This is a genomic window from Devosia sp. 919, from assembly GCF_013185965.1.
GTDB lineage: Bacteria > Pseudomonadota > Alphaproteobacteria > Rhizobiales > Devosiaceae > Devosia.
The window spans coordinates 2,637,323-2,657,892 of sequence record NZ_JABAOL010000001.1 but is presented as its reverse complement, the minus strand read 5'-3'; the positions used below and the strand labels follow the sequence as shown (position 1 = coordinate 2,657,892).

The 20,570-nt window shown below is 62.7% G+C and carries 23 protein-coding genes; 8 read left to right on the top strand and 15 right to left on the bottom strand.

The annotated features are described in order from the left end of the window. Window positions 1-57: 57 nt before the first annotated feature. The 7 genes from flaF to HRQ64_RS12940 form a co-directional block, all read right to left on the bottom strand. A complete protein-coding gene (flaF, locus tag HRQ64_RS12970) occupies window positions 58-423 on the bottom strand; it encodes a flagellar biosynthesis regulator FlaF (protein ID WP_172123591.1) in 366 nt (121 codons plus the stop codon). After that, window positions 374-799: a flagellar biosynthesis repressor FlbT gene (flbT, locus tag HRQ64_RS12965; RefSeq protein WP_127753473.1), complete on the bottom strand. Its 426-nt coding sequence runs from the start codon at window positions 797-799 to the stop codon at window positions 374-376. The genes flaF and flbT overlap by 50 nt, the downstream gene beginning before the upstream one ends. Window positions 800-912: 113 nt before the next feature. Further along, the gene (locus HRQ64_RS12960; RefSeq protein WP_172123590.1) at window positions 913-2,346 is read right to left on the bottom strand and encodes a flagellin; all 1,434 of its coding nucleotides are present in this window, start codon (window positions 2,344-2,346) and stop codon (window positions 913-915) included. A 672-nt stretch (window positions 2,347-3,018) separates the two neighbouring features. Further along, window positions 3,019-4,449: a flagellin gene (locus HRQ64_RS12955; RefSeq protein WP_172123589.1), complete on the bottom strand. Its 1,431-nt coding sequence runs from the start codon at window positions 4,447-4,449 to the stop codon at window positions 3,019-3,021. Window positions 4,450-4,696: 247 nt separating this feature from the next. Further along, window positions 4,697-5,164, bottom strand: a complete 468-nt coding sequence (locus tag HRQ64_RS12950; protein ID WP_127753470.1) for a flagellar protein FlgN — start codon at window positions 5,162-5,164, stop codon at window positions 4,697-4,699. After that, entirely contained in the window at window positions 5,161-5,481 is a 321-nt protein-coding gene (locus HRQ64_RS12945) for a rod-binding protein (protein ID WP_172123588.1), read from the bottom strand. Before HRQ64_RS12945 ends, HRQ64_RS12950 begins: the two co-directional genes overlap by 4 nt. After that, window positions 5,481-6,557: a flagellar basal body P-ring protein FlgI gene (locus HRQ64_RS12940; RefSeq protein WP_172125036.1), complete on the bottom strand. Its 1,077-nt coding sequence runs from the start codon at window positions 6,555-6,557 to the stop codon at window positions 5,481-5,483. The genes HRQ64_RS12945 and HRQ64_RS12940 overlap by 1 nt, the downstream gene beginning before the upstream one ends. A 268-nt stretch (window positions 6,558-6,825) precedes the next feature. On the opposite strand from HRQ64_RS12940, the gene HRQ64_RS12935 reads away from it, so the two are divergent. Beyond that, window positions 6,826-7,239, top strand: coding sequence for a flagellar assembly protein FliX (locus HRQ64_RS12935; protein WP_127753468.1), 414 nt, complete (start codon window positions 6,826-6,828; stop codon window positions 7,237-7,239). A 159-nt stretch (window positions 7,240-7,398) separates the two neighbouring features. Continuing rightward, a complete protein-coding gene (gene dksA, locus HRQ64_RS12930) occupies window positions 7,399-7,818 on the top strand; it encodes an RNA polymerase-binding protein DksA (protein WP_127753467.1) in 420 nt (139 codons plus the stop codon). Window positions 7,819-7,890: 72 nt separating this feature from the next. Here the strand turns inward: dksA and HRQ64_RS12925 are convergent, their stop codons facing one another. Continuing rightward, window positions 7,891-9,381, bottom strand: a complete 1,491-nt coding sequence (locus HRQ64_RS12925) for a carboxypeptidase M32 (RefSeq protein WP_172123587.1) — start codon at window positions 9,379-9,381, stop codon at window positions 7,891-7,893. A gap of 196 nt (window positions 9,382-9,577) precedes the next feature. On the opposite strand from HRQ64_RS12925, the gene HRQ64_RS12920 reads away from it, so the two are divergent. After that, window positions 9,578-9,880, top strand: coding sequence for a hypothetical protein (locus tag HRQ64_RS12920; protein WP_127753465.1), 303 nt, complete (start codon window positions 9,578-9,580; stop codon window positions 9,878-9,880). 143 nt (window positions 9,881-10,023) lie between these two features. On the opposite strand, the gene HRQ64_RS12915 is transcribed toward HRQ64_RS12920, so the two are convergent. Next, on the bottom strand, window positions 10,024-10,503 hold the full coding sequence (locus tag HRQ64_RS12915; protein ID WP_172123586.1) for a VOC family protein: 480 nt from the start codon (window positions 10,501-10,503) through the stop codon (window positions 10,024-10,026). 291 nt (window positions 10,504-10,794) lie between these two features. Between HRQ64_RS12915 and HRQ64_RS12910 the strand changes: the two genes are divergently transcribed. Beyond that, window positions 10,795-11,415, top strand: coding sequence for a methyltransferase domain-containing protein (locus HRQ64_RS12910; protein WP_172123585.1), 621 nt, complete (start codon window positions 10,795-10,797; stop codon window positions 11,413-11,415). A gap of 100 nt (window positions 11,416-11,515) precedes the next feature. Here the strand turns inward: HRQ64_RS12910 and HRQ64_RS12905 are convergent, their stop codons facing one another. The 6 genes from HRQ64_RS12905 to flgF form a co-directional block, all read right to left on the bottom strand. Next, a complete protein-coding gene (locus tag HRQ64_RS12905; RefSeq protein ID WP_172123584.1) occupies window positions 11,516-13,000 on the bottom strand; it encodes a cation:proton antiporter in 1,485 nt (494 codons plus the stop codon). A 31-nt stretch (window positions 13,001-13,031) separates the two neighbouring features. Beyond that, entirely contained in the window at window positions 13,032-13,715 is a 684-nt protein-coding gene (locus HRQ64_RS12900) for an HAD family hydrolase (RefSeq protein WP_172123583.1), read from the bottom strand. A gap of 221 nt (window positions 13,716-13,936) precedes the next feature. Next, window positions 13,937-14,674 (bottom strand): flagellar basal body L-ring protein FlgH, encoded by a 738-nt coding sequence (gene flgH / locus HRQ64_RS12895; RefSeq protein ID WP_172123582.1) that lies wholly within the window; start codon window positions 14,672-14,674, stop codon window positions 13,937-13,939. 23 nt (window positions 14,675-14,697) lie between these two features. Continuing rightward, window positions 14,698-15,639: a flagellar basal body P-ring formation chaperone FlgA gene (gene flgA, locus HRQ64_RS12890; protein ID WP_172123581.1), complete on the bottom strand. Its 942-nt coding sequence runs from the start codon at window positions 15,637-15,639 to the stop codon at window positions 14,698-14,700. Window positions 15,640-15,650: 11 nt separating this feature from the next. Further along, entirely contained in the window at window positions 15,651-16,436 is a 786-nt protein-coding gene (gene flgG / locus HRQ64_RS12885; protein ID WP_172123580.1) for a flagellar basal-body rod protein FlgG, read from the bottom strand. 16 nt (window positions 16,437-16,452) lie between these two features. Continuing rightward, window positions 16,453-17,190, bottom strand: a complete 738-nt coding sequence (flgF, locus tag HRQ64_RS12880; protein WP_172125034.1) for a flagellar basal-body rod protein FlgF — start codon at window positions 17,188-17,190, stop codon at window positions 16,453-16,455. A 281-nt stretch (window positions 17,191-17,471) separates the two neighbouring features. On the opposite strand from flgF, the gene HRQ64_RS12875 reads away from it, so the two are divergent. From HRQ64_RS12875 to HRQ64_RS12860, 4 genes are read left to right on the top strand one after another with little or no spacing between them, the layout of a single operon-like run. Continuing rightward, complete coding sequence (locus tag HRQ64_RS12875; RefSeq protein WP_172123579.1) at window positions 17,472-17,966, top strand: flagellar basal body-associated FliL family protein; 495 nt, start codon at window positions 17,472-17,474, stop codon at window positions 17,964-17,966. After that, window positions 17,966-19,051 (top strand): flagellar motor switch protein FliM, encoded by a 1,086-nt coding sequence (fliM, locus tag HRQ64_RS12870; protein WP_127753456.1) that lies wholly within the window; start codon window positions 17,966-17,968, stop codon window positions 19,049-19,051. Before HRQ64_RS12875 ends, fliM begins: the two co-directional genes overlap by 1 nt. Continuing rightward, window positions 19,048-19,497 carry a DUF6468 domain-containing protein gene (locus tag HRQ64_RS12865; protein ID WP_172123578.1) on the top strand — a complete coding sequence of 150 codons (450 nt, stop codon included), beginning with the start codon at window positions 19,048-19,050 and terminating at the stop codon, window positions 19,495-19,497. Before fliM ends, HRQ64_RS12865 begins: the two co-directional genes overlap by 4 nt. Further along, window positions 19,494-20,513 (top strand): hypothetical protein, encoded by a 1,020-nt coding sequence (locus HRQ64_RS12860; RefSeq protein ID WP_172123577.1) that lies wholly within the window; start codon window positions 19,494-19,496, stop codon window positions 20,511-20,513. The genes HRQ64_RS12865 and HRQ64_RS12860 overlap by 4 nt, the downstream gene beginning before the upstream one ends. The last annotated feature ends 57 nt before the right edge of the window (window positions 20,514-20,570 follow it).

The following is a 20,570-nucleotide window of genomic DNA, read 5'->3' as shown; positions in this document are numbered from 1 at the left end:
AATATAAAACCCCCGCTGCGAGGCGGGGGTTTATTTTTACGGGCAGCGTCAGGTGGGTCAGGCGCCGCGCAGGCCGGCGGCGATCTGGCGGTTGAGGCGCACCAGGGCATCAAGCTTTTGCGGCTGGGGCTGCATCATCATCTCGCGGGTCTCGTTGAGAATGTAGAGACCAAGATTGGCGATGTTCTGTCGCACATCCTGGGGCAGCGGATTGTCAGGCCGGGTCACCGAGCTCATGAAAATGGTCCAGAGCTTGCGGTTGAAGGTCAGGGCGGGGGCGAGGTCGTCAAAGCTTGCCGGCCACTCGTCCTTGACGCGCTGCAGATTGGCTGCAGCCTTCATCAGGAGTGCTGATTCACGCTCGCGTGGGTTCTCAACGACTTTCGCCGTCTGCTGGTAGGCCCGGGCGCCTTGCTGAAACATGGGAAAGAAGGTCCTGTTCGTAGTCGATCAGCCTTTGAGCGGCCTTCAGAGCTTTATATAAAGCCCCAGTTAATATCTCGTTGTTGATTTCGCCGATCAGTTCGGCCGCCGAGGGAACCGCTTCAAGGAACTCATCGACCAGAGCGAAGTAAGCTTCGCGCGGGGTTTCAATATCCTCGGCGATATACATGAGCTGTACCGCCAGATAGATGCGCTTGGCGGGAGTGTTGGCCGTTTCAGCGGTCAAAATGTCCTTTTCCCGGAGGATCGGGACGTGGCCATCAATAAAGAGGCGGGTGCGCTGGTCGGAATTGGTGATGATGCATTGACCCACGAGGAGCTTTTCGCCGGGTTTCAGTTCGACTTTGAGCGCCATGGTGCTGGTTCCGATCGGGGCAGAGCAAGGGCCGTTCTAGCCCGCGGTGAGCGCAAAAACAACGAAGGCGGGCCGCGGCCCGCCTTGGCGATCTGAAGTTGCCTGTCGGCCCCTTACTGGAGCAGCTGCAGGACCGACTGGTCAGCCTGCGAAGCGAGCGACAGCGAGGAGGAGGACAGCGACTGCCGGGTCTGGAGCGCGAGGAGGTTGGCGGCTTCCTCGTTCATGTCAGCAAGCGTCAGGTTGGAAGCGCCGGTTTCCAGGGTGTTGATCATGTTCTTGGTGAAGTCCTGGCGGTTCTGCACGATGGACAGATTCTGGCCGAAGGTGCTGGACTGGGAGCGAACATCGGAAAGGGCAAGTTTTACGTCATTAAGCAGCACATCGATGTCACCATCGCTGTCGAGCTGTTGGGCGACAATGTCGGTAAGCTTCAGATTGGCTGAATTGAGGGCCTTGCCGCTCTTAGTGTGTATGTCGATCGAGGAGGTACCCGTCTCGTTGAAGGTGATCTTCAGGTTGTCACCACGCAGCAGGTTGATGCCGTTGAAGGAAGCATCGTCGCTGAGCTTATCGAGTTGGTCGCGCAGTTCATTGAATTGGTTGGCGAGATCGGAGCGGACCGTGTTGCCACCCACGCTGGACTTGGCAGCGGCCTTGCCGGTAACGCCCCCCGAGGTCGAAGCTCCACTGATGTCAAGCTTCTGAGTCGAGAGGTTCTCGATGCGCAGCGTTCCATTGTCATTGGAGGCGCGAATCTTGCCCTGAAGCTCAGCCTTATCATTGATCGCGTTGACGATGCTGTCGATGGCCCCCCGGTTCGGTGCAGTGCCTGGCACCTCGGTGCCAAGTGTGCCCAATGCCGTGGTGGTACCCGCAACGGTGATCGTCGAGGGACCAGCGTTTTTGTTGCGGAACGAGATCTGGTTGGCGGCGCCTTCATAGGCTTCAACCGCGTGACCAGCCCCCAGCGCAGTGTTAATCTTGGTGATGGCCTTTGCGAGGGAGTCCTCGTCATCGGTCAGCGTCACCGTGGTCCCATTCACGGTGAAGGTCTGGTCTGCTCCGTTCGGGGCAATGGCGGCGAAGGTGCCGCCAGGTAGATTAGTCTTGGTACCCACAGGGCTAGAGATAGTACCGACCTCGACTTCAACATCGCCACCTACGGCGCCGCCCGAAAAGGTGAGCTTGTCGCCGGCGGCGAAGGCGCTGTCGAGCTTGAAGCTCTGTGTCTGGAATGTCTTGTCCTGGCGGGCTTGGCGCAAGGTCGACTGCATCGACTCTAGGGTCTTGGTGATGGAAGTCAGACCGTTGTCGGCGGCTTCCAGGGTCTGGATGCCGTTGGCCATGGAGTCCATGAGCTGATTCAGGTCACCGGCCCGGCTGTTGAGCGAGGCGGCGGTGAAGAAATTGGTGGGATTGTCGAGCGCCGAGTTCACCTTGTTGCCGCTTGAAAGGCGGTCCTGGGTCTTGGCCATCATTGTAGCGGTGTTCTGAAGCGAAAGCAGGTTCGACCGAACGGCTTTCGAAAGAGAGATATCGGACATGATGCTTCCTTCATTACGCGCCGACGCTCGGCAGGTCCTCGCTTCGAGGTTGACTGAGCTATAGCGCGCCGACTCCTAAAAGGGCGTTAACCATGCTTGTTGGCGGGGCAGTAAGCATGTTCGTTCACCAGGCGTGCGGGTTCGACCGCCGGGTTGGTCCCATCGGTTGTTGCTGGGGAGCGGACCCCGAGGCGGTTACCGCCCCTGAAGGGTAGTTTATTGAGACGGTGCCGCCTCGGGGGTGCCGGGATTTGCCGGACCAGCCCGTGTTGCGATCCCCAAAATCGGCAGGAGATAACTGTCCAACACCGCTCGGACCCACTTCGGGGGCGATCTCCCCGAAGTCCCGTGGTTCCACCCGCCCTCTGGTCGCTGCAGCGCCGCTCCTGCGGGGGAATGGGAAGGAGTATAGCGGAGGTTTTTGGCGCGGGGATAAGTGGGGACTCCCATCGAGCCGGTTACGAGGCGTGAGGAAATCTGGGGGTGAACCGCCATCTGGCGGCTTTTGGGACAATCTCGAGATGGGCCCCGGCTCGAGGCCGGGGTGACATCGGGAGTGAGGAGGATTCAATGTCTGGGCGGCGAGTTCGTGTAATAGGCAGCACGGTTGGTCGGCCGGCAACAAAAAAGGCGGGCCGAGGCCCGCCTTCTCCGGTTTGTTCAAGCTGCCGATTAACGGATCAGCTGGAGGATCGACTGGTCGGCCTGCGAAGCCAGAGACAGCGAGTTCGAGGACAGCGACTGACGAGTCTGGAGGGCCAAGAGATTAGCGGCTTCCTCGTTCATATCAGCCAAGGTCAGGTTGGCGGCGCCGGTCTGAAGCGTGTTGATCGTTGCCTTGGTGAAGTCCTGGCGGTTCTGAACGATGGACAGGTTGGAACCGAAAGCGGATGACTGAGAACGGACGCTGTTCAAAGCCAGTTTCAGTTTACCAAGTTCTGCGTCGATGTTGCTGTCGTTATCCAGGTCCTTCTGGTTCAGCGTGGTCGACACGCCCAGATTCGCCGAATTAACCTGCTTCTCCCCTCGGGTCTGGACGTCGATCGAGGAGGTGCCGGTTTCGTTGAAGGTGATGCTCAGCTTGTCGCCGCGCAACAGGTTGATGCCGTTGAAGGAGGCGTCATCAGCCAGCTTGTCGAGCTGATCGCGCAGTTCGTTGAACTGGTTGGCCAAATCGGCGCGGACGGTGTTTCCCGCAACGCTGGACTTCGCGGCTGCCTTGCCGGTTACGCCGCTAGAGGTGGACGCGCCAGCAATGTCGAGCTTCTGTGTGGAGAGGTTCTCGATGCGCAGGGTGCCATTGTCGTTGGAAGCCCGGATCTTGCCCTGAAGTTCGGACTTGTCGTTGATAGCACTGACGATGCTGTCAACAGCACCCTTGTTGGGAGCAGTGCCCGGCACCTGGGTGCCAAGGGTGCCAAGGGCGGTGGTGGTACCCGCTACAGTGATCGAGGAGGGGCCAGCTTCCTTGTTGCGGAACGACACCTTGCCGGTGTCATCAAAGGCTTCTACCGCGCTGCTGGCGCCGAGTGCAGTGTTGATCTTAGCAATGGCCTTGGCGGCAGTATCTTCAGTCGAAGTCAGCGTTACCGAGGCGCCGTTCACCGTAAAGGTCTGGTCGGTTCCTGCTGTTGGGGTGGCATAAGTGCCGCCGGGCTGGGTGGTTTTAGTGCCAATAGGGCTAGCGATGCTGCCGACGTCGATGTCTACGTTGCCGGAAACGGCGCCGCCCGAAAAGGTGAGCTTGTCGCCAGTGGCGAAGGCGGTGTCGAGCTTGAAGCTTTGGGTCTGGAAAGACTTGTCCTGGCGGGCCTGACGCAACGTCGATTGCATCGACTCGAGGGTCTTGGTCATGGCCGTCAGGCCATTGTCAGCGGCTTCCAGGGTCTGGATGCCATTGGCCATGTTGTCCATCAACTGGTTCAGGTCGCCGGCGCGGCTGTTGAGCGAGGCGGCAGTGAAGAAGTTGGTGGGGTTGTCGAGCGCCGAGTTCACCTTGTTGCCGGTGGCAAGACGGTCCTGCGTCTTGTTCATCATGGCGGAGGTGTTCTGGAGGGAAAGCAGGTTCGAGCGAACGGCTTTCGAGAGGGAGATATCACCCAAAGTAGTAGTCCTTTTCTAGGATACGCATTACTAACGCGCCTCTTCCTGAGGCACGGTCGATCCTGGCGCAGCAGCGCATAAAGAACAGTTAAGTGAGGGCCTTAAGGCTTCGTTGCTTGGGGTGGCGCAGTTGATGCGGCGTTGGCGCGAAAGGCCCGCGCTGCGGGCCTTTGCGGGTGTTTAGCTGTTTTCGCAGCGAAAGCTTCGGTTAACCACGACGGGCAATTCTGCGGGAGCAGTGGAACCGTCACAGAGCCCGGTTTACTGCGATGCCCCGGGCGGCGTGGGCGGGGTCGGTAGCGAGGGTGCCGGCACGGCCGTAGGTTTGAGCGCGATTCTGCTTGCCCACGACCGTGGCGACGTCGGAGAGGAGGTCCTCGGTGACGGTGCGGGCCGTGGCGAGGACGCGCAGGTTTTCGGCCATCTGGGTGGCAAGTTGCTCGTGGCCGAGGCGGAGCCGGTCGAGGGCATCAGGTGCTTCGGCTTTGAGGCGAAGGTTTTCGCGCTGGATGGAGCGGGCAAATTCCACATAATCCTGCGCCAGGCGGGCCTTATCAGCAGTGAGGGTTCCAGCGTCGCGCAAGCGACCGGCGCGCAGGAGCGTGGTTTCCTGGTTCATCACATCAACCAGCGCCGTCAGGGCCGCTTCGGCATTTCGGCACAGCTCGTGGGCGGAAAGGGCATCACGGGCGGCGAGGCGGGCGGCAGCGGTCATCGGGTGGAAACTCCCATAAGGACGGGTTGGTTGATCTGGTTGTTGGCGGCTTCCTGCATGGCCAGCAGGTCGCCCAGCATCTGGTCGGCAATGCCAAGGCCGCCGTTGCCGGCCATGCTGGCGGCGAGCTGCTCGGACTGCATGGAGCGCCAGGTTTCCTCGCCAAAGCCGCCGTCGCCTTTAAGGGTGGCAAACATTTCCTTGACGAGGGTATTGAGGAACACGCCTTCGAATTCCTCGGCCTGGCTGCGCACCTTGGCCACCTGGGCAGGGGTGAGGCTGGAGCCGGGCTTGGCCTGGAGTTGGTGGGCGAGCATCACAGAACCTCGATTTCGGCCTGGAGGGCGCCGGTGGCCTTGATGGCCTGGAGAATGGCGATGAGATCGCGCGGGGCGATGCCCAGGGCATTGAGGCCATCCACGAGCTCCTGCAGCGTCACGGACTCGTTGACCACGGCGAGCGCGGTATCGGACTGCATCACATCAAGGTCAGTGTTTGGCTCCACCGCGGTGACGCCATTGCTGAAGGGCTCGGGTTGAACCATTTCAGGGGTTTCGGCGATGGTCACGGTGAGATTGGATTGGGCAACGGCGACGCTCGAAACGCGGACATCCTTGCCCATGACGATGATGCCGGAATTCTCGTCGATGACGATCTTGGCGGTCTGATCGGTCTGGACCATCAACTGCTCGATATCGGTCAGGAGATCGACGATGTTGCCGTTAAAGCCCTTGGGCAGGGTTATGCGGACAGTGGCGGGATTTTCCGGCGTGGCGGTCGGCACGCCGATGAAGTCGTTGATGGCCAGCGCAATGCGGCGCGAGGTGGTGAGATCGGGGTTGCGCAAGGCGAGGCGCAGGGAGTGCTGGGCGCCCAGGGCGAACTCGATCTCGCGCTCGATGAGGGCGCCCGAGGAAATGCGGCCCGTGGTAGGCACGCCCGAGATGATTGTGGCGGCGTCGCCCTCGGCCTTGAAGCCATTGATGGAAACCGAGCCCTGGGCAATGGCATAGACTTCGCCATCGGCGCCGAGCAGGGGGGTGACGAGGAGGGTGCCGCCCTGGAGGCTGTCGGCATCGCCCAGCGCCGACACGGTGACATCCATGCGCGAGCCCTGGGTGGCAAACGGAGGCAGATTGGCGGTGACCATGACGGCGGCCACATTGGCGGTGCGCACATTCTCGCCGGCCGTGTTGACGCCGAGGCGCTCCAGCATGGATTGCAACGATTGCTTGGTGAAGGGCGCGTTGTTGAGGCTATCGCCGGTGCCGTTGAGGCCGACCACGAGGCCGTAACCCACGAGCTGGTTTTCACGCACGCCTTCGATGTCGACGACATCCTTGATGCGGGCAGAGGCAGCGACAGCGGGCAGCGTGGGGGCGAGCAAGAGCATGGGCGTCAGCAGCGATGCGAAGATGGTTCGGACGAAACTGTGCACTGATGGGCTCCCGCGGGATGGTCTGCCCAGTGCTTTGCCAGAAGCGTGCCAAGCTCGGGTCGAGGGGCTAGTGCGCTGATATTGCAGCCTTATTGAGCATGGTGGGCCTCTCTTGTTTTCTCGCCGGAATGGGGGTGAGCAATTCTTGCCGGGCGCGTTAAGCCGCCGTTAACCAAAGCGGGCAGATTTTGCCGAGGTTTTCCTTTCCCAGCTGAGTCCGCCCATGCGCATCGACAGCAATTCTCGCGCCGCCGGCCTGGCGGGGCGCGGTTCGGCCCAGCGTGCGGCGGGCGGACCCGCTTTTGTTCCGGCCGGTACAGAGGCGCCGCGGCAGGCCGGACAAGTTGCCGGCACGGCGCCCACGGCTAGCCTGAGTGCGTTGCTGGCGTTGCAGGCGGTGGAAGATCCGACCCAGGGACGACGCAAGGCGGTGCGGCGCGGTGCTTCCATGCTGGACCAGATGGAGGCGATCAAGGCCGATCTCCTCGTCGGGCAAGTCAGCGCCAACCGGCTGGACCAATTGATGAGCATGATCGCGGAAGAGCGTGGCCAGTCCGAGCCGGGGCTGGAGGGGGTGCTGGACGACATCGAACTTCGAGTGCGGGTGGAATTGGCTAAGTTTGGCCGCTTCCCTTGAGCGCAAGCTGAGATCAGTAAAACCCCGTGCGGCATTGATGAAAGCGGCGGTTCAACAATCATTGCCCCAGTCAATCACTGCGCCGTGTCCATCTTGCAGGGTTTAAATAGCTGCACTATAGAGGCGCAAATAAAGGGCGCATTGGAGTTGAGTCTGCTGATGAACTCGGGGGTTGACGTAATCGCATACCGGCCCAGTGACGATGAGCCGTTCATGAACCCACGCCAACGGGATTACTTTCGAGCCAAGCTTAATGCCTGGAAGGAAGATATTCTTCGCGAAAGCCGCGAAACCCTGGAGAACCTCCAGGAGGAAAGCCAGAACCATCCCGACATGGCCGACCGTGCCTCTTCCGAAAGCGATCGCTCGCTGGAGTTGCGGACGCGGGACCGGCAGCGCAAGCTGATCGCCAAGATCGATGCGGCGCTCAAGCGGATCGATGATGGCACTTACGGCTATTGCGAGGAAACCGGGGATCCGATCGGGCTCGCCCGACTTGATGCCCGCCCGATCGCGACGCTGAGCCTTGAAGCCCAGGAAATGCATGAGCGGCGCGAAAAGGTTTATCGCGACGAGTAAGCAAAGAGCTAAGAGACAAGAAGAAGCCCGCAGCGATGCGGGCTTTGTTGTTTCTGTCCTTGGGGACGACGATCAGTCGCCGTAGCGGCGGCGCAGATGGGCCTTGAAATAAGCCGGGTTCAGGGGCTCCCCGGTGGCGCGGGTAATCAGGTCGGGCGTGGACCAGCGCGAGCCCTGACTCCAGATCTGCTCGGCGCGCCAGGCATTGATGTCGCTGAAGTCGCCCTTGCGGACATTGTCGCGCAGATTGGGCTGGGCCCGCTCAAGGGCGGCCCATTGCTGGGCGGCGATCATGGCCCCCAAGGTATAACTGGGGAAATAGCCAAAGGCGCCGCCTGGCCAATGCACATCCTGCATGGGGCCGTCCTTGGGATCGTTGATGGTGGAGATGCCGAGATATTCGGTCATCTTGGCGTCCCAGGCCTCGGGGATCTGGCTGACCTCGAGTTTGCCCGCCACAAGATCCTGCTCCAACTCGTAGCGGAGGATGACGTGGAGGGGGTAGGTCACCTCGTCGGCGTCGACGCGGATATAGCCGCGCTCGACATGGTTGACCTCGCTCAGCACGTCCTCGATGTCCCAGCCGGGCAGCGCATTCCGCCCCAGATGCAATTGCACCAGGGGCAACATGAAATGCCAGAACTCGGGACTACGGGCCAGTTGCATCTCCACAAAGAGCGACTGGCTTTCGTGGATGCCCATGCCGCGCGCCTTGCCGAGGGGCCAATGCGACCATTCCTTTGGCAGTCCCTGTTCGTAAAGGGCGTGGCCGGTTTCGTGCAGCACGCCCATCAGCGAGGACAGGAAATCGTCCGTGCGGTAGCGGGTGGTCATGCGCACATCGGTGGGTACGCCGCCGCAGAAGGGGTGGTGCGAAACGGCAAGCGAGCCATGGGTGAAATCAAAGCCGACCGCGCGCATGGCGGCCAGGCCAAGTTCGCGCTGATGCTCGATGGGGTAGGGGCCGTTCAGGTCCCTGCGTGGGCGGCGCTGGTGGCGCCGCTCCTGCACTTCCAGGGCTTCGGGCACGAATTCCTTGAGGAAGGTCTTGAGGTCGGCAAAGACCGGATCGAGAGTTGCGGTGCGGTTGCCCGGGTCATATTGTTCCATCAGGGCGTCATAGGGGGCGAGCTTCAGGGCATCGGCACGCAGCCGGGCTTCTTCGCGCACCAGTTCCACAACGCCTTCCAGGGCTGGCAGGTAGCTGTCCCAGTCCCCCACCGCGCGCAGTTCGCGCCAGAGCTGTTCGGAGCGCATGGTCGCGGCAGTCTTGCGCTCAACAAACTCGGTGGGCAGGCAGGTGGCGTTGAGATATTGCCGCTTGAATTCGGCCAGGGCGAGTTGCTGGTCCTCGGTTTGGGGCTGCGCGGCCTCGATCCAGTCGGCGATCTCCGGAGCGGTGGATTGGGCGTGGTACATGCCGGCAAGATTTGCCATGGCTTCGGCGCGTTTTTCGCCGCCGCCGACCGCCATGTGCGTCGCTTCATCGGCGCCAAGAATGGACAGGGCATGCTCAAGCGCTTCCAGACGGCGGCCGAGTTGATCGAGTTTTTCAAAGGACATGATGGCTCCCAAAGGTCGCAACCAGATGTTTCACAAGCCAGAAGCGCGGGCAAGCGCCTGTGCTGGAACACAGAATAGGATCGAGCCGAGCCGTGCCATTGCATGGTTGGCGCCCGGGGCTGTGCTAGCCTAGATTCACTTCACCGGCGTCCCAGTTCGACTGCCAGCGGCGCCACGCGATCTGAAAGGAAAAGCCATGCGGATGTGGATCAGCTTGCTTCTGGTTCTCGCGATGAATTCGGCTGCGGCCGCCCAGTCCAGCAAAACCAATTGCCGGGCGATGCAGGAGCCGCTGGCCGCGATGACCACGCAAATGGGCGTGCTGCTGGAGGGGCTGCAGCGGACAGAGAATCTCAACGTGCTGACCCGGTTCAGGGGCGTAGAGCGGCAGGCGATGGTGGAACTGGACGCGGCACGGGCGGAGCTTGAAAAATCGCTGGAGGCTTATGTGACGGCTGCGGGAAATGCCACTCGCGCCATGCGACGATGCGCGAGGTAGGGGCATAGGGTCAGCCTCGGAGCACCAGACTTGCGTATGTCAGGGTCCGGTGACGAGGTGAGGGAGCCCACCCCTTGCCCCTCCCCCGAGGGGGAGGGGAAGCAGAACTGCGCGGCGGGCGCGAGGTGGCGACTATCCGGTGCTTAGCCGCGGATGGCGGCTTCGATCTTGGCGACATCGATCTTGCGCATCGGCATCATCGCCTCGAAGGCGCGCTTGGCTTCGCCACCGCCGCGCGCCATTGCGTCGGTGAGGACGCGCGGGGTGATCTGCCAGGAGAGGCCCCATTTGTCCCTGCACCAGCCGCATTGGCTTTCCTCGCCGCCATTGCCGACGATGGCATTCCAGTAACGATCGGTCTCCTCCTGATCGTCGGTGGCGATCTGGAACGAGAAGGCTTCGCTGTGGGTGAAGATGTCCCCGCCATTGAGCCCGATGCAGGGGATGCCGCAGACGGTGAATTGCACGGTGAGCACGTCCCCGGCCTTGCCTGAAGGATAGTCGCTGGGGGCGCGGTGGACAGCGGTGACCTCGCTATCGGGGAAGGTCGCTGCATAAAAGCGCGCGGCGTCTTCCGCGTCGTTGTTGTACCAAAGGCAAAGAGTGTTCTTGGCCGTGGCCATGGCAGTTCCTCCTGAAGTTCAGCTTTTATTGGTTGGTCTGCTCAAGAGCATGAGCTTGCAGCCCTACGGCTCAAGGCGCAACCGGGTGGCGCTCACTTGACGGCCGACCCGCGGCCCTGCCGACATCCGCTGCGTTGTTTTGTGCCAGATCCGGGCAGGCGCAGCTTTACCAGGTCTGCAACTTTGAGTGTTGCGAGAATTATGCAACCAGTGTAGTTGCGTGATCTGCAGCTGCGGACGAGCTTGTGGCTGCCTGCCGAGCACCGCCTGGGTCAACCGAGGACATGAACCATGACAAACCAAACTTCCGAACAGTTCTGGGAACAGCGCTATCAGAACATGACCGGGACACCGAACGGGCGGCCAACGGCCAAGCTCGTGGAATATGCCGCCGATCTGCCGGCCGGGCGAGCACTGGACCTGGGTTGCTCACGCGGGGATGACGTGATCTGGCTTGCCAGTCGAGGCTGGCAGGCCACGGGAGTGGATATTTCGGCCACAGCCTTGGGGGTTGCGGCGGAGCGGGCCAAGGCTGCCGGGGTGAGCGACCGAGTGCGCTGGGAGCGGCATGACTTGGCCGAGAGCTTTCCGGCCGGGGAGTTCGAGCTGGTGACGGCGCTTTACTTCCAGTCGCCGATCGCCTTTCCGCGCGCCCAGGTGCTGCGGCGAGCGGCCGCGGCCGTCGCGTCGAGAGGAGTGTTCCTCCTTGTCGAGCATTCCACCGCCGCGCCGTGGTCGTTCAAAAGTACCACACCCTTCAGCACGGTTGAGGAAACGCTTGCGTCACTCGAACTGGATGAGAGCTGGGAGCCGATTTTTGTTGGTGCGCCGGCGCGTCAGGCGAAGGGCCCGCATGGGGAAACCGCTGAGGTGCTCGACAATGTGGTGGTGATGCGCAAGCGGGCTGCGTAGGGGACGCGCTAGGGCGTTCGGGCGCAGGGTTCCGAGATTGTTCCCCCGCCGAGCGCCCCAAGGAAGCTGGCGCATGCGCCGGGTTGGTGGCTCGCCCCTATCAGGGGTTCGGCGGGCCTGCGCCGGGGAGAACGTTTTCTTCGGAAGCGCGAGCGTCGAGATCGGTTTCGCGCAGCATGCGGGTGAGAACCTCGTCGCCGATGCGGTTGTCAACGCGCAGGGCCAGAAGCGCCTGGCGGGCCGGTCGGTGCGGCTCGTCGGGATCGCCAGATTCTGCAGCCCGGCGGATGGTGGCGCGAGCGAGGTCTACCTCGCCTTCTTCCTCGCCCTCATCCACGAGGTCGGCACGCACCACGACCGGCTTGAGGGTGAGGCCCTGAAGGACAAGGGAGCCGATCACAAGGAAGGCGGCGATCACGACGATCAGGTTGCGCTCGGGGAACGGGGCGCCTGCTTCGGTTTGAGCGGGGATGGAGAGTGCAATGATCAGGGCGATCACCGAGCGCGTCGAGGCCCAGGCCATGACGCCGGCGGTCTGCAGCCCCAGCGCAGGCCGGCCTTTGCGAGCCTGCAAGGCCCCAGCGATGGGTTCGATCAGCACGGCGGGGAGCGATGCGGCGAACTGAACGGCGAGGGTAATCGCGAGAAGGACGCTGGTGACCAGAACCAGCATGGAGATGGACCAGCTTTCCAGGCTTGCAAGCGCTTCGGGGAGGGCTCTGCCGGCGAGAAAGAACAGGACGCTCGAGACCATCAGGCTCGCCTGTTCCCAAAAGGCGACCGAACTGATGCGCGACTCCGCCGATGATACCGTCGCGCCGGTGTGGCGATTGATCCGTTCGGCCGAGATCACGAGGGCTGTAGCGGTGATTGCGGCGACGCCGGAGATGCCGAGAAGTTCGGCCAAGAGAGCGGCGATGTATGGGGCGGCGATGGAAACGGCAATTTCCACCGGGGCAGGGTCGACGCGGCGGCGGAGCCAGACAATGGCGTAGCCAATTACGCAGCCGAGGACAATGCCGGCGGGGATGTCGAAGAGATAGTTGAAGGCGGTGCTCGAAGCCGTGATCTCCCCGGCGTTCAACGCTTCTCCGGCGAGCGCGAGGGTGCCGAGGATGAAGACGCGCGAAACGAGTTCGCGCGCCTTGAGGACATCGGCGATGGCGCGCGGCACGCGAGGACGCCCCTTGGCTTCGTGAAACAGCTGGGTATCAAATATCGAGGCAATGACCCCCAAGAACAGCGCGGCGGGCCAGGACAGGCCGGGCAGAAGCAGCTTGGCGGCGCCGACCACCAGCACAACTGTGACGAGGATCTGCGCGCCGCCGAGCAGGACGCCTGGCACAAAGGTGAAGCGCAGCAAATGCCAGGAAACACGCAGGGTAGAGGCGTAAACCAGCAGCGGCAGAAATAAGGTCAGCGCCAGATCGGCATCGAGATTGACCTGGGGTAGGCCGGGCAGAAAGGCGGAAGCAACACCAAGAGCGAAGAGAACCACCGAGGCGGGCGCCTTGAGATAACCGCTCAACGCCAGCACCGGGCCGATTGCGGCGAGGATGAGAGCGGCGAATTGATAGACGTTCATCGGCACCCCCTCGCTGGTTATTGGTGTCAGGTCAGGCGTAGGCAGGAGCGAGCTTGGCGAGGGGCGAAGTGTCGTAGTTGGCGAGCAGATGTTCGGGGCTCTCGAAGATAGCGAGGCACCCGGCGTCGCGGAGGACGGTTTCGGGAAAACCGCCGCATAACAGACCGATGGTGCGCAACCCGGCCTTGCCAGCGGCCTGCGCATCATACGGCGTGTCACCGACCACCCAGACGTCATTGCGGGCGTCCGCCCGGAGACGCTTGAGCGCTGCCTCAAAGATGTCGGGCGCGGGCTTGGAGCTTTGGGCATCATCGGCGGTGGTGGCGGAAGAAATGAGGGCGCCGATGCCGAGCATCTCGACATGCTGGTCCACCTCGACCTTGAGGCCGGAAGATGCGAGCACGATCACCGCGCCGTCCCCGTGAATGCGCTCGAACAGCGCCTTGACGCCGGGAAATGGACGGACCTGCGCCAGGTAGTTGCGCTTGAACAGGTCGTTCCGAAACTCGGAGATGGCCTCCCCTTGTTGTTGAAAGGTTTGGGGCGGGAGCAGGGCTGGCAGGAGCTGGTCGCCCCCTTTGCCGATCTGGTCGCGGACCTGGTCGAAGGTGAAATGGAGACCGAAATTACGGAAGGCTTCAAGCCAGCATTCGGTATGCAGGTCGTTGGAGTCGATCAAAGTGCCATCGACGTCGAAGATCACGGCTTTGGGCATTGGGGTGCTCCAGGGGGAGACATCCAACGGAGGCTGGCCGCTAAGGTTGCCCCTTTATTAACGCCGGCAACCCAGGTGATGTGATGGGGGCGGCTGAGCCGGCGGGCAAGCGAAAGGCGCAGCCTGGGGAGGGCTGCGCCTTGGGGAAGCCCCGGCCGCACAAAAAGGGGGATTGCGGCAGGGGTTTGCTGGTCCGGGCGGTGCTTGGCCGCGGAGTGGCTTTAGAAGGGCAGGATGGCGTCCATCACTTGCTGGCCGTAGCGGGGCTGCTGGACGTCGGTGATCTGGCCGCGGCCGCCATAAGCGATGCGCGCTTCGGCGATCTTGGTGGAGGGGATGGTATTGTTGGCTTGGATATCGGAGGGGCGCACGATGCCTGCGACGACGAGGTCACGCACTTCGAAATTGACGCGCACTTCCTGGCGACCCTCGATCACCAGGTTGCCGTTGGGGAGCACCTGCGTGACCACAGCCGCGACCGAGGTTTCGAGCGATTCCGACCGGTTGACCGAGCCATTGCCGGCATCCTTGAGGCCCGAGGTGAAGTCCACCGCCGCCGATGGGTCGATGGCGCCGCCCGTGACAGAGGTGACGGCCGTGCCGAAGATGCCGCCCATGCCGGCGGTGTTGGTGGAATTGCGGCTGCGCTGGGTGTTGTTGGCGATCTTGGCGCTGTCATCGATGGTGACGATGACGGTGAGGATGTCGCCGATGCGGTGGGCGCGCTCATCCTTGAAAAAGCCCTTGGCCGAGGTGCGGTAGAGCGAATTGGCCTGGTAGGTATCGGCGATGGCCGCGGGCATGGGCATGCGCACGGGCTGGTATCCAGCGACTGTGGTGGGGTCTTCAATGGCGGTCAGCGGCGGGGGATTGCCGATATTGGCGAGGCGGTCGGTGGTGTTGCAGCCGGCAAGGGCTGCAGCCAGCATCAGGACGGCGGTGAGTTTGAAGCGGTTCATGGCAGGGTTCCTGAAGCGGCGGATCAAAGGCCGGCAAGGGTAAGGGGGTCGGCGCTCACTTCCACCGCGCCGGGGGACAGCACGGTGGCGCTCAGCACGCGGTTGGACATGAGGTTGAGCACCTGGAGGGGTGCGCCGGCCGCGGCACCGGTGACGGCCTGGCCCTTGACGGTCAGGGTCATGGCGCCGCGGCGGAAATAGATGGTGACGAGATCGTTGCGCGCGACGGTCAGTGGCCTGGTTACATCGGCAGGCTTGAGGATCATGCCTTGGCGGCTTTGGCGATTGAGCTGCATGCCCACGAGTTGATCGGGCTGCGCCACCCCGAGGCTTTCGGCGTAATGGGCGGGGATCGGGCGCATCACAATATCGGCCGGGGTGAGGACCGTGCCGGCGGCAAGATTGGCGGCGAGGTGGGGAGCCTCGACCAGAAGTTCGATCGAGCCGGCCAGATCGAGGGGAGCGGGATGGCCGGCAATGGCGAAGCGGGCGGTAAAGGCGCCGCTTGCGGGCAGGTAGCGCAGGCTTTCGATGCGGGCGGGCTCATCCACCGCTTCAGCGGCGACGGTGGGGACGGGGGTGCTGAAGAGGATTTCGGCTGAGGTGCCCGCAGCGGCGATGCCGCGGGTCTGCAGTTCGCGGGTAAGGAGGTCGGCCAGGACGGCTTCGTCGACCGTGGCGGCGGCGCGGCTGACGCGGACCGAGAGGGCGCCATTGTTCTGGAAGGCGACAAGGCCGGCGCGGGTTGCGGCGGCGGTGACTTCGGCGAGGGAAACCTGGCCGCTGGTGCCGGGCTGGGGGGCGCGGAACAGGGGTTGTTCGGCAACTGGACCGGCATCCGCGAACATGTCGCCCACGGTGACGATGGGGGCCGCGACCACAACCTCGTTGCGCAGCACCGGGGCGGCAATAGCCGTAGTGGCAAGTAGGGCGGTAGCCATGAGGGCGAGGATAGGACGGATCATGGGGCGGCTCCTCAACGCAGCTGGCTCGTGGCCTGCATCATCTCGTCGGCTCCGGAGATGACGCGAGCGTTCATCTCATAGGCGCGCTGAGCGGCGATCAGGTCAGCAATTTCGGTGACGGAATTGACGTTGGCCATTTCCAGATTGCCCTGGAGCAGATTGCCCATGCCTTCGCTGTTGGCGGTACCGATCTGGGCGGGTCCGCTGGCGGCGGTTTCGGTGAACAGGTTGTCACCGGCTGATTCCAGGCCCGACTTGTTGACGAAGCGGGCGAGCTGGAGTTGGCCCAGCTGGGTGGGGGTGGCGGCGGTGCCGATAAAGGCTTCGACCGTACCATCGGCAGAGATGGACACCGAATTGGCGTTGTCGGGAATGGCGATGCCCGGCTCGAGCTGGTAGCCGCTCGAGTTGACCAGGGTGCCATCGGGGCTGCGCTCAAACGAGCCGTCGCGGGTATAGCCCATGCGGCCATCGGGCATCTGAACCATGAAGAAGCCCTCGCCGCGGACGGCCAGATCCAACTCGCGGTCGGTGGGGGTAACGGTGCCCTGGCTCATGACGCGGGGTGTGGCGACAGTCCGCACACCAGAGCCAATCTCGAGGCCGGCCGGGATCATGGTGCCCTGAGCCGAGGTCTGCGAGCCGGCGCGGTTATATTGCTGGTAGAGCAGATCCTGGAACTCGGCACGCGCGCGCTTGTAGCCGGTGGTGCGCATATTAGCGATGTTGTTGGAGATGACTTCGACGTTGCGTTCCTGGGCACTCATGCCGGTGGATGCGATATAAAGCGCTTTCATGGCGGGTTCCTCAGGTTCAAGCGTTGGTGTCGCCCAGGCGCTGGATGGCGGAGCGGCGCAGCTCATCCTGCTTCTGGGTCAAGGACACGACGGATTCATAGGCGCGGGTGACGCGGATCATTTCGGCCATTTCGGCTACGCCCGAAACATTGGAGCGTTCGATAAAGCCTTGCATTACCCTGGTGCCGGTGGCGGGAACGGGTGTGCCACCGTTGAACAGATTGGCGCCGTCCCGCGTCAGCTGCTGGGCATTGGCGAACTCGACGAGACGGAGCTGACCCTTGGGGCCAGCGCTGGAGGTGACCGAGCCATCGGTGGCGACCGAGACGCCGGTTTCCTCGGGGCCGAACTGGAAGGGACCGCCTTCACCGAGGACGGGGTTGCCGTTCAGATCAACGAGAGTTCCGGTATTGTCGATGGCAAAGGAGCCCGAGCGGGTCCAGCGTTCGCCGGCCGGGGTTTGCACGGCAAAAAAGCCGTCGCCACTAAGGGCGAGATCGAGTTCGTTGCCGGTCTGCACCGTGGCACCGGCGGACAGATCGTGCATGGTGGCCCAATCCTGCACATAGGAGAGGGTCTGGTCGCCCCGCGGAAAGTCGCGGTTGCTGGCCACCGGCATCTTGTATTGCTCGAACAGGATGTTCTCGGCCTTGAAGCCTGTGGTGTTGATGTTCGCCATGTTGTTGGCCACCACATTCATCTGCCGCTGCAAGGCGATCTGCCGTGACAGGCTGATCAGTTGCGCATTCTCGATCATTCCGATCCCCATCGGTTACGAGACCGCCGCTTCCCCAAGCCTTGGTCTCGTTGTTTACCTTGCGAGAACCATGCCATTCCAGTTTGTCGTTACATTTCAACGATGTAGAAGAACGGGTGTGCGGCAATGCTTGCGGGAAGCGTAGGGCGTGCGGCAAAAGCTGCCCGGCAAAATCTGCCGCCCGCGCGCTAATGGTAACGGCTCGTTAACCATCTCGCCCTTAGCTGGAGCAGAGCCGGATTCCTCCGGTTTTTTCCGAGTCCGAGCACAGAACAAGCATGGCCGCAGAAGCAGAAGCCGGTGAGGCCGTGGCCCCCAAGAAATCGCGCAAGCTGATGATTATCGGCGCAGCAGCAGTCGTGGTGCTGCTCGCAGGCGCCGGGCTCTACATGTTCCTGTCGGCGGGCAGCGCGAGCGCCAGTGCCGAGGGGCACGGCGAGACCGCGCATGCCGAAGCGGCTGCCCCAAGTTTCATCTTCAACTTGCCCCCGATGACGGTGAACCTCAACTCGGAAGGCGAGGCTGCTCCCGCCTTCATGAAGCTGAGCGTGGCGCTGGAAGTGGCGAGCGAAGCGGTGATGGTCGAGATCCAGCCTCGCATGGCCAAGGTGGTCGATGCCTTTCAAGTTTATCTGCGTGAGTTGCGGCGCAGCGATCTTGAAGGATCGGCGGGAATTTACCGGCTGAAGGAAGAATTGCTGCGGCGGGTCAATGTTGCGATCTATCCCGCCCAGGTGGACAGCGTGCTGTTCAAAGAAATCCTGGTGCAGTGATGGCGAGCGACGACGACAAACTCGCTGAAGAATGGCCGCTCGATGAACTCGAAACTGCGGTGATGGCAAACGGGGTCAGGGAAGCATCTCGAAACGGGGGCTCCGCCGTAGCGGGCCCTGGCTTTGAGCCAGCCGCCAAGGGTGACGTGGAAGTCACGGGCGTTCAGGCGCTGATCAATTCGGCGCTGGTGAGCTATGAACGCTTGCCGATGCTCGAAATCGTGTTCGACCGTCTCGTGCGGTTGATGACGACGTCGCTGCGCAATTTTACGTCCGACAATGTGGAAGTGACGCTGGACGCCATTTCCTCGGTCCGGTTCGGCGACTACATCAATTCCATTCCCCTGCCGGCGATCCTTTCGGTGATCAAGGCTGAGGAATGGGAGAATTATGGCCTGCTGACCGTGGACTCGGGCCTCATCTATTCCATGATCGATGTGCTGCTGGGTGGCCGGCGCGTGACCAGCCCGGTTCGAGTCGACGGGCGACCCTATACGACAATCGAGCTGGCGCTGGCGCGGCGCATGATCGAGGTGATCCTTGATGATACCCACCGCGCGTTTGAGCCGCTGACCCAGGTCAATTTCAAGCTGGAGCGGATGGAAACCAATCCGCGCTTTGCTGCAATCTCGCGCCCCGCCAATGCGGCGATCCTGATCGAGCTCAGCATCGAAATGGAGGAGCGGGGCGGCAAGATCGAGATCCTGTTGCCCTATGCCACGATCGAGCCGATCCGCGAGCAATTGCTGCAGATGTTCATGGGCGAAAAATTCGGCCGAGACCCGATCTGGGAAGGGCATCTGGCGACGGAAATCTATGCCGCCGAGGTCGAGATCGATGCCGTTCTGCATGAGCAGCAGCTGCCGCTGTCGCGCATGCTGGCGCTCAAGGCGGGGGACACGGTGATGTTCGAGCGTGCGCCTACCGATCCCATCTTGCTGCGGTGCGGCGGGGTGGAGCTGACCGAAGCGATTATGGGCCATATTGGCAGCCATGTTTCGGTGCGGGTGACCCGGCCGCTCAACCCGCCCAAGGTGACGATGGCAGAATTCGAAGCGCTGGGCGAAGTGGGGGAAGGGCGATGATGGCTGGATTTTCTTTGGGGCTGGTGATCGAAGGCGCCGTGGCGGTGCTGCTGGCGCTAACCATCGGTTATTGCGTCGTACTGAACGGCCGCCTGAAGCGGCTCCATGCCGATCGCGATGTATTGCGGCAGATGATTTCCGACCTGGTGGGGGCGACCAATCTGGCCAACCAGGCGATCAAGGAGCTCAAAGCCACCGCGGTCGAGGCCGATGTGACGCTGAACACCCGGCTCGAGGAAGCCGAGCGCTTCGGGATCGAACTCGCCAATCATGTAAGTGCCGGCACGGCGCTGATGGAGCGCATCGTCAAGATCACCACGGCGGCCCGGGCGGCAAGTCCTGCAGAGCCGGCGGCATCCGTCCAGATGGCCGAGCAGCCAAGCAAGCTGCAATCAGCATTGGCGCAGCTGCAAACGCGGCAGCGCGAGCGGGAGAACGCGGCGTGAAATCGATCCGCCTGCTGCCCGTCCTCGTGGTAGCGATTTCGTCGCTGCTGGTGCTCAAGACCGCTGGACTGGTGTTCAACGGTTCATATGTGCTTGGGCCGATGCCAGCGCTTGCTGCCGGTGGTGGCAGTTCGGGCGGGCATGGCGCTCCTGCAGAGACCTCCGGAGCGGGGGAGGCCGGCGCAATGCTGAGCGAACCCACAATGAGCGATGCCAGCCCCACCATGGCTGATCCCGCACCCGTGCTCGGATCTTCGGGCGCGGCTGGCGGCCACGGTGCGCCGTCGGCACCTGCGGCCGAGCATGGTGCGCCTGCCGAGCACGCTGCCGAAGCCGAGCATGGTGCCACAGTGGCGGCGGAAACCAGTTGCGCAGAAGCGGTGACCACAGCGACGCATGGAGAAAGTGAGCCGGCGGAAACTGCTGGTGACGGGCACGGCACTGCCAATCCGCTCGCCGAGAGCCTGCTCAGCACCGAATGCGACACGGGCGGGGACGCTGTTCCCATGCAGTTCGACGCGCAGGGCAACAAGGTACCTCTCACGGGCCCCGACGGCGCATCTGCCGCTCAAGCCGCGCTGCTGGAGCGCCTGTCGGGGCGGCGCGGCGAGCTTGATGCCTATGCCGAAGAGCTGGCGATGCGGCAGGCGCTGGTGGATGCCGCCGAAAAGCGACTTGAAGAACGCCAGGGAACGCTCCAGGCCATGGAAGCGCAGATCACGGCTCTGGTCGACCAGCGCGAGAAGCTGGAAACCGGGCAGTTTGCCGGGATCGTGGCGATGTATGAGGCCATGAAGCCCAAGGACGCCGCCAAGATCTTCAATACGCTCGAGATGGAAGTGCTGCTGCGGGTCGCCAAGATCATGAGCCCCCGCAAGATGGCGCCCATCCTGGCGGCAATGGAGCCGGCGCGAGCGCAGGAGCTCACCGTGCGCATGGCCGATCTGGCGGACCAGCCTGCCGGGCAGATGACAGCCAATGACCTGTCGCAACTGCCGCAGATTGTGGGGCAGTAGCGCCTGCACACTGCGCGGCGGTTGCGTAAGCGGGTGTTAAGCCGAAGGAGCTAGGGT

What these genes read in the sequence shown, in the direction of transcription:
- HRQ64_RS12935 (WP_127753468.1), top strand. Translation starts at nt 6,826, where the DNA reads ATGCGCATCGACAGCAATTCTCGCGCCGCCGGCCTGGCGGGGCGCGGT.
- dksA (WP_127753467.1), top strand. Translation starts at nt 7,399, where the DNA reads ATGAACTCGGGGGTTGACGTAATCGCATACCGGCCCAGTGACGATGAG.
- flaF (WP_172123591.1), bottom strand. Translation starts at nt 423, where the DNA reads ATGTTTCAGCAAGGCGCCCGGGCCTACCAGCAGACGGCGAAAGTCGTT.
- HRQ64_RS12875 (WP_172123579.1), top strand. Translation starts at nt 17,472, where the DNA reads ATGGCCGCAGAAGCAGAAGCCGGTGAGGCCGTGGCCCCCAAGAAATCG.
- fliM (WP_127753456.1), top strand. Translation starts at nt 17,966, where the DNA reads ATGGCGAGCGACGACGACAAACTCGCTGAAGAATGGCCGCTCGATGAA.
- flgA (WP_172123581.1), bottom strand. Translation starts at nt 15,639, where the DNA reads ATGATCCGTCCTATCCTCGCCCTCATGGCTACCGCCCTACTTGCCACT.
- HRQ64_RS12900 (WP_172123583.1), bottom strand. Translation starts at nt 13,715, where the DNA reads ATGCCCAAAGCCGTGATCTTCGACGTCGATGGCACTTTGATCGACTCC.
- HRQ64_RS12925 (WP_172123587.1), bottom strand. Translation starts at nt 9,381, where the DNA reads ATGTCCTTTGAAAAACTCGATCAACTCGGCCGCCGTCTGGAAGCGCTT.
- flgG (WP_172123580.1), bottom strand. Translation starts at nt 16,436, where the DNA reads ATGAAAGCGCTTTATATCGCATCCACCGGCATGAGTGCCCAGGAACGC.
- HRQ64_RS12920 (WP_127753465.1), top strand. Translation starts at nt 9,578, where the DNA reads ATGCGGATGTGGATCAGCTTGCTTCTGGTTCTCGCGATGAATTCGGCT.
- HRQ64_RS12945 (WP_172123588.1), bottom strand. Translation starts at nt 5,481, where the DNA reads ATGCTCGCCCACCAACTCCAGGCCAAGCCCGGCTCCAGCCTCACCCCT.
- flbT (WP_127753473.1), bottom strand. Translation starts at nt 799, where the DNA reads ATGGCGCTCAAAGTCGAACTGAAACCCGGCGAAAAGCTCCTCGTGGGT.
- HRQ64_RS12915 (WP_172123586.1), bottom strand. Translation starts at nt 10,503, where the DNA reads ATGGCCACGGCCAAGAACACTCTTTGCCTTTGGTACAACAACGACGCG.
- HRQ64_RS12950 (WP_127753470.1), bottom strand. Translation starts at nt 5,164, where the DNA reads ATGACCGCTGCCGCCCGCCTCGCCGCCCGTGATGCCCTTTCCGCCCAC.
- flgH (WP_172123582.1), bottom strand. Translation starts at nt 14,674, where the DNA reads ATGAACCGCTTCAAACTCACCGCCGTCCTGATGCTGGCTGCAGCCCTT.
- HRQ64_RS12910 (WP_172123585.1), top strand. Translation starts at nt 10,795, where the DNA reads ATGACAAACCAAACTTCCGAACAGTTCTGGGAACAGCGCTATCAGAAC.
- HRQ64_RS12960 (WP_172123590.1), bottom strand. Translation starts at nt 2,346, where the DNA reads ATGTCCGATATCTCTCTTTCGAAAGCCGTTCGGTCGAACCTGCTTTCG.
- HRQ64_RS12865 (WP_172123578.1), top strand. Translation starts at nt 19,048, where the DNA reads ATGATGGCTGGATTTTCTTTGGGGCTGGTGATCGAAGGCGCCGTGGCG.
- HRQ64_RS12940 (WP_172125036.1), bottom strand. Translation starts at nt 6,557, where the DNA reads ATGCTCTTGCTCGCCCCCACGCTGCCCGCTGTCGCTGCCTCTGCCCGC.
- HRQ64_RS12905 (WP_172123584.1), bottom strand. Translation starts at nt 13,000, where the DNA reads ATGAACGTCTATCAATTCGCCGCTCTCATCCTCGCCGCAATCGGCCCG.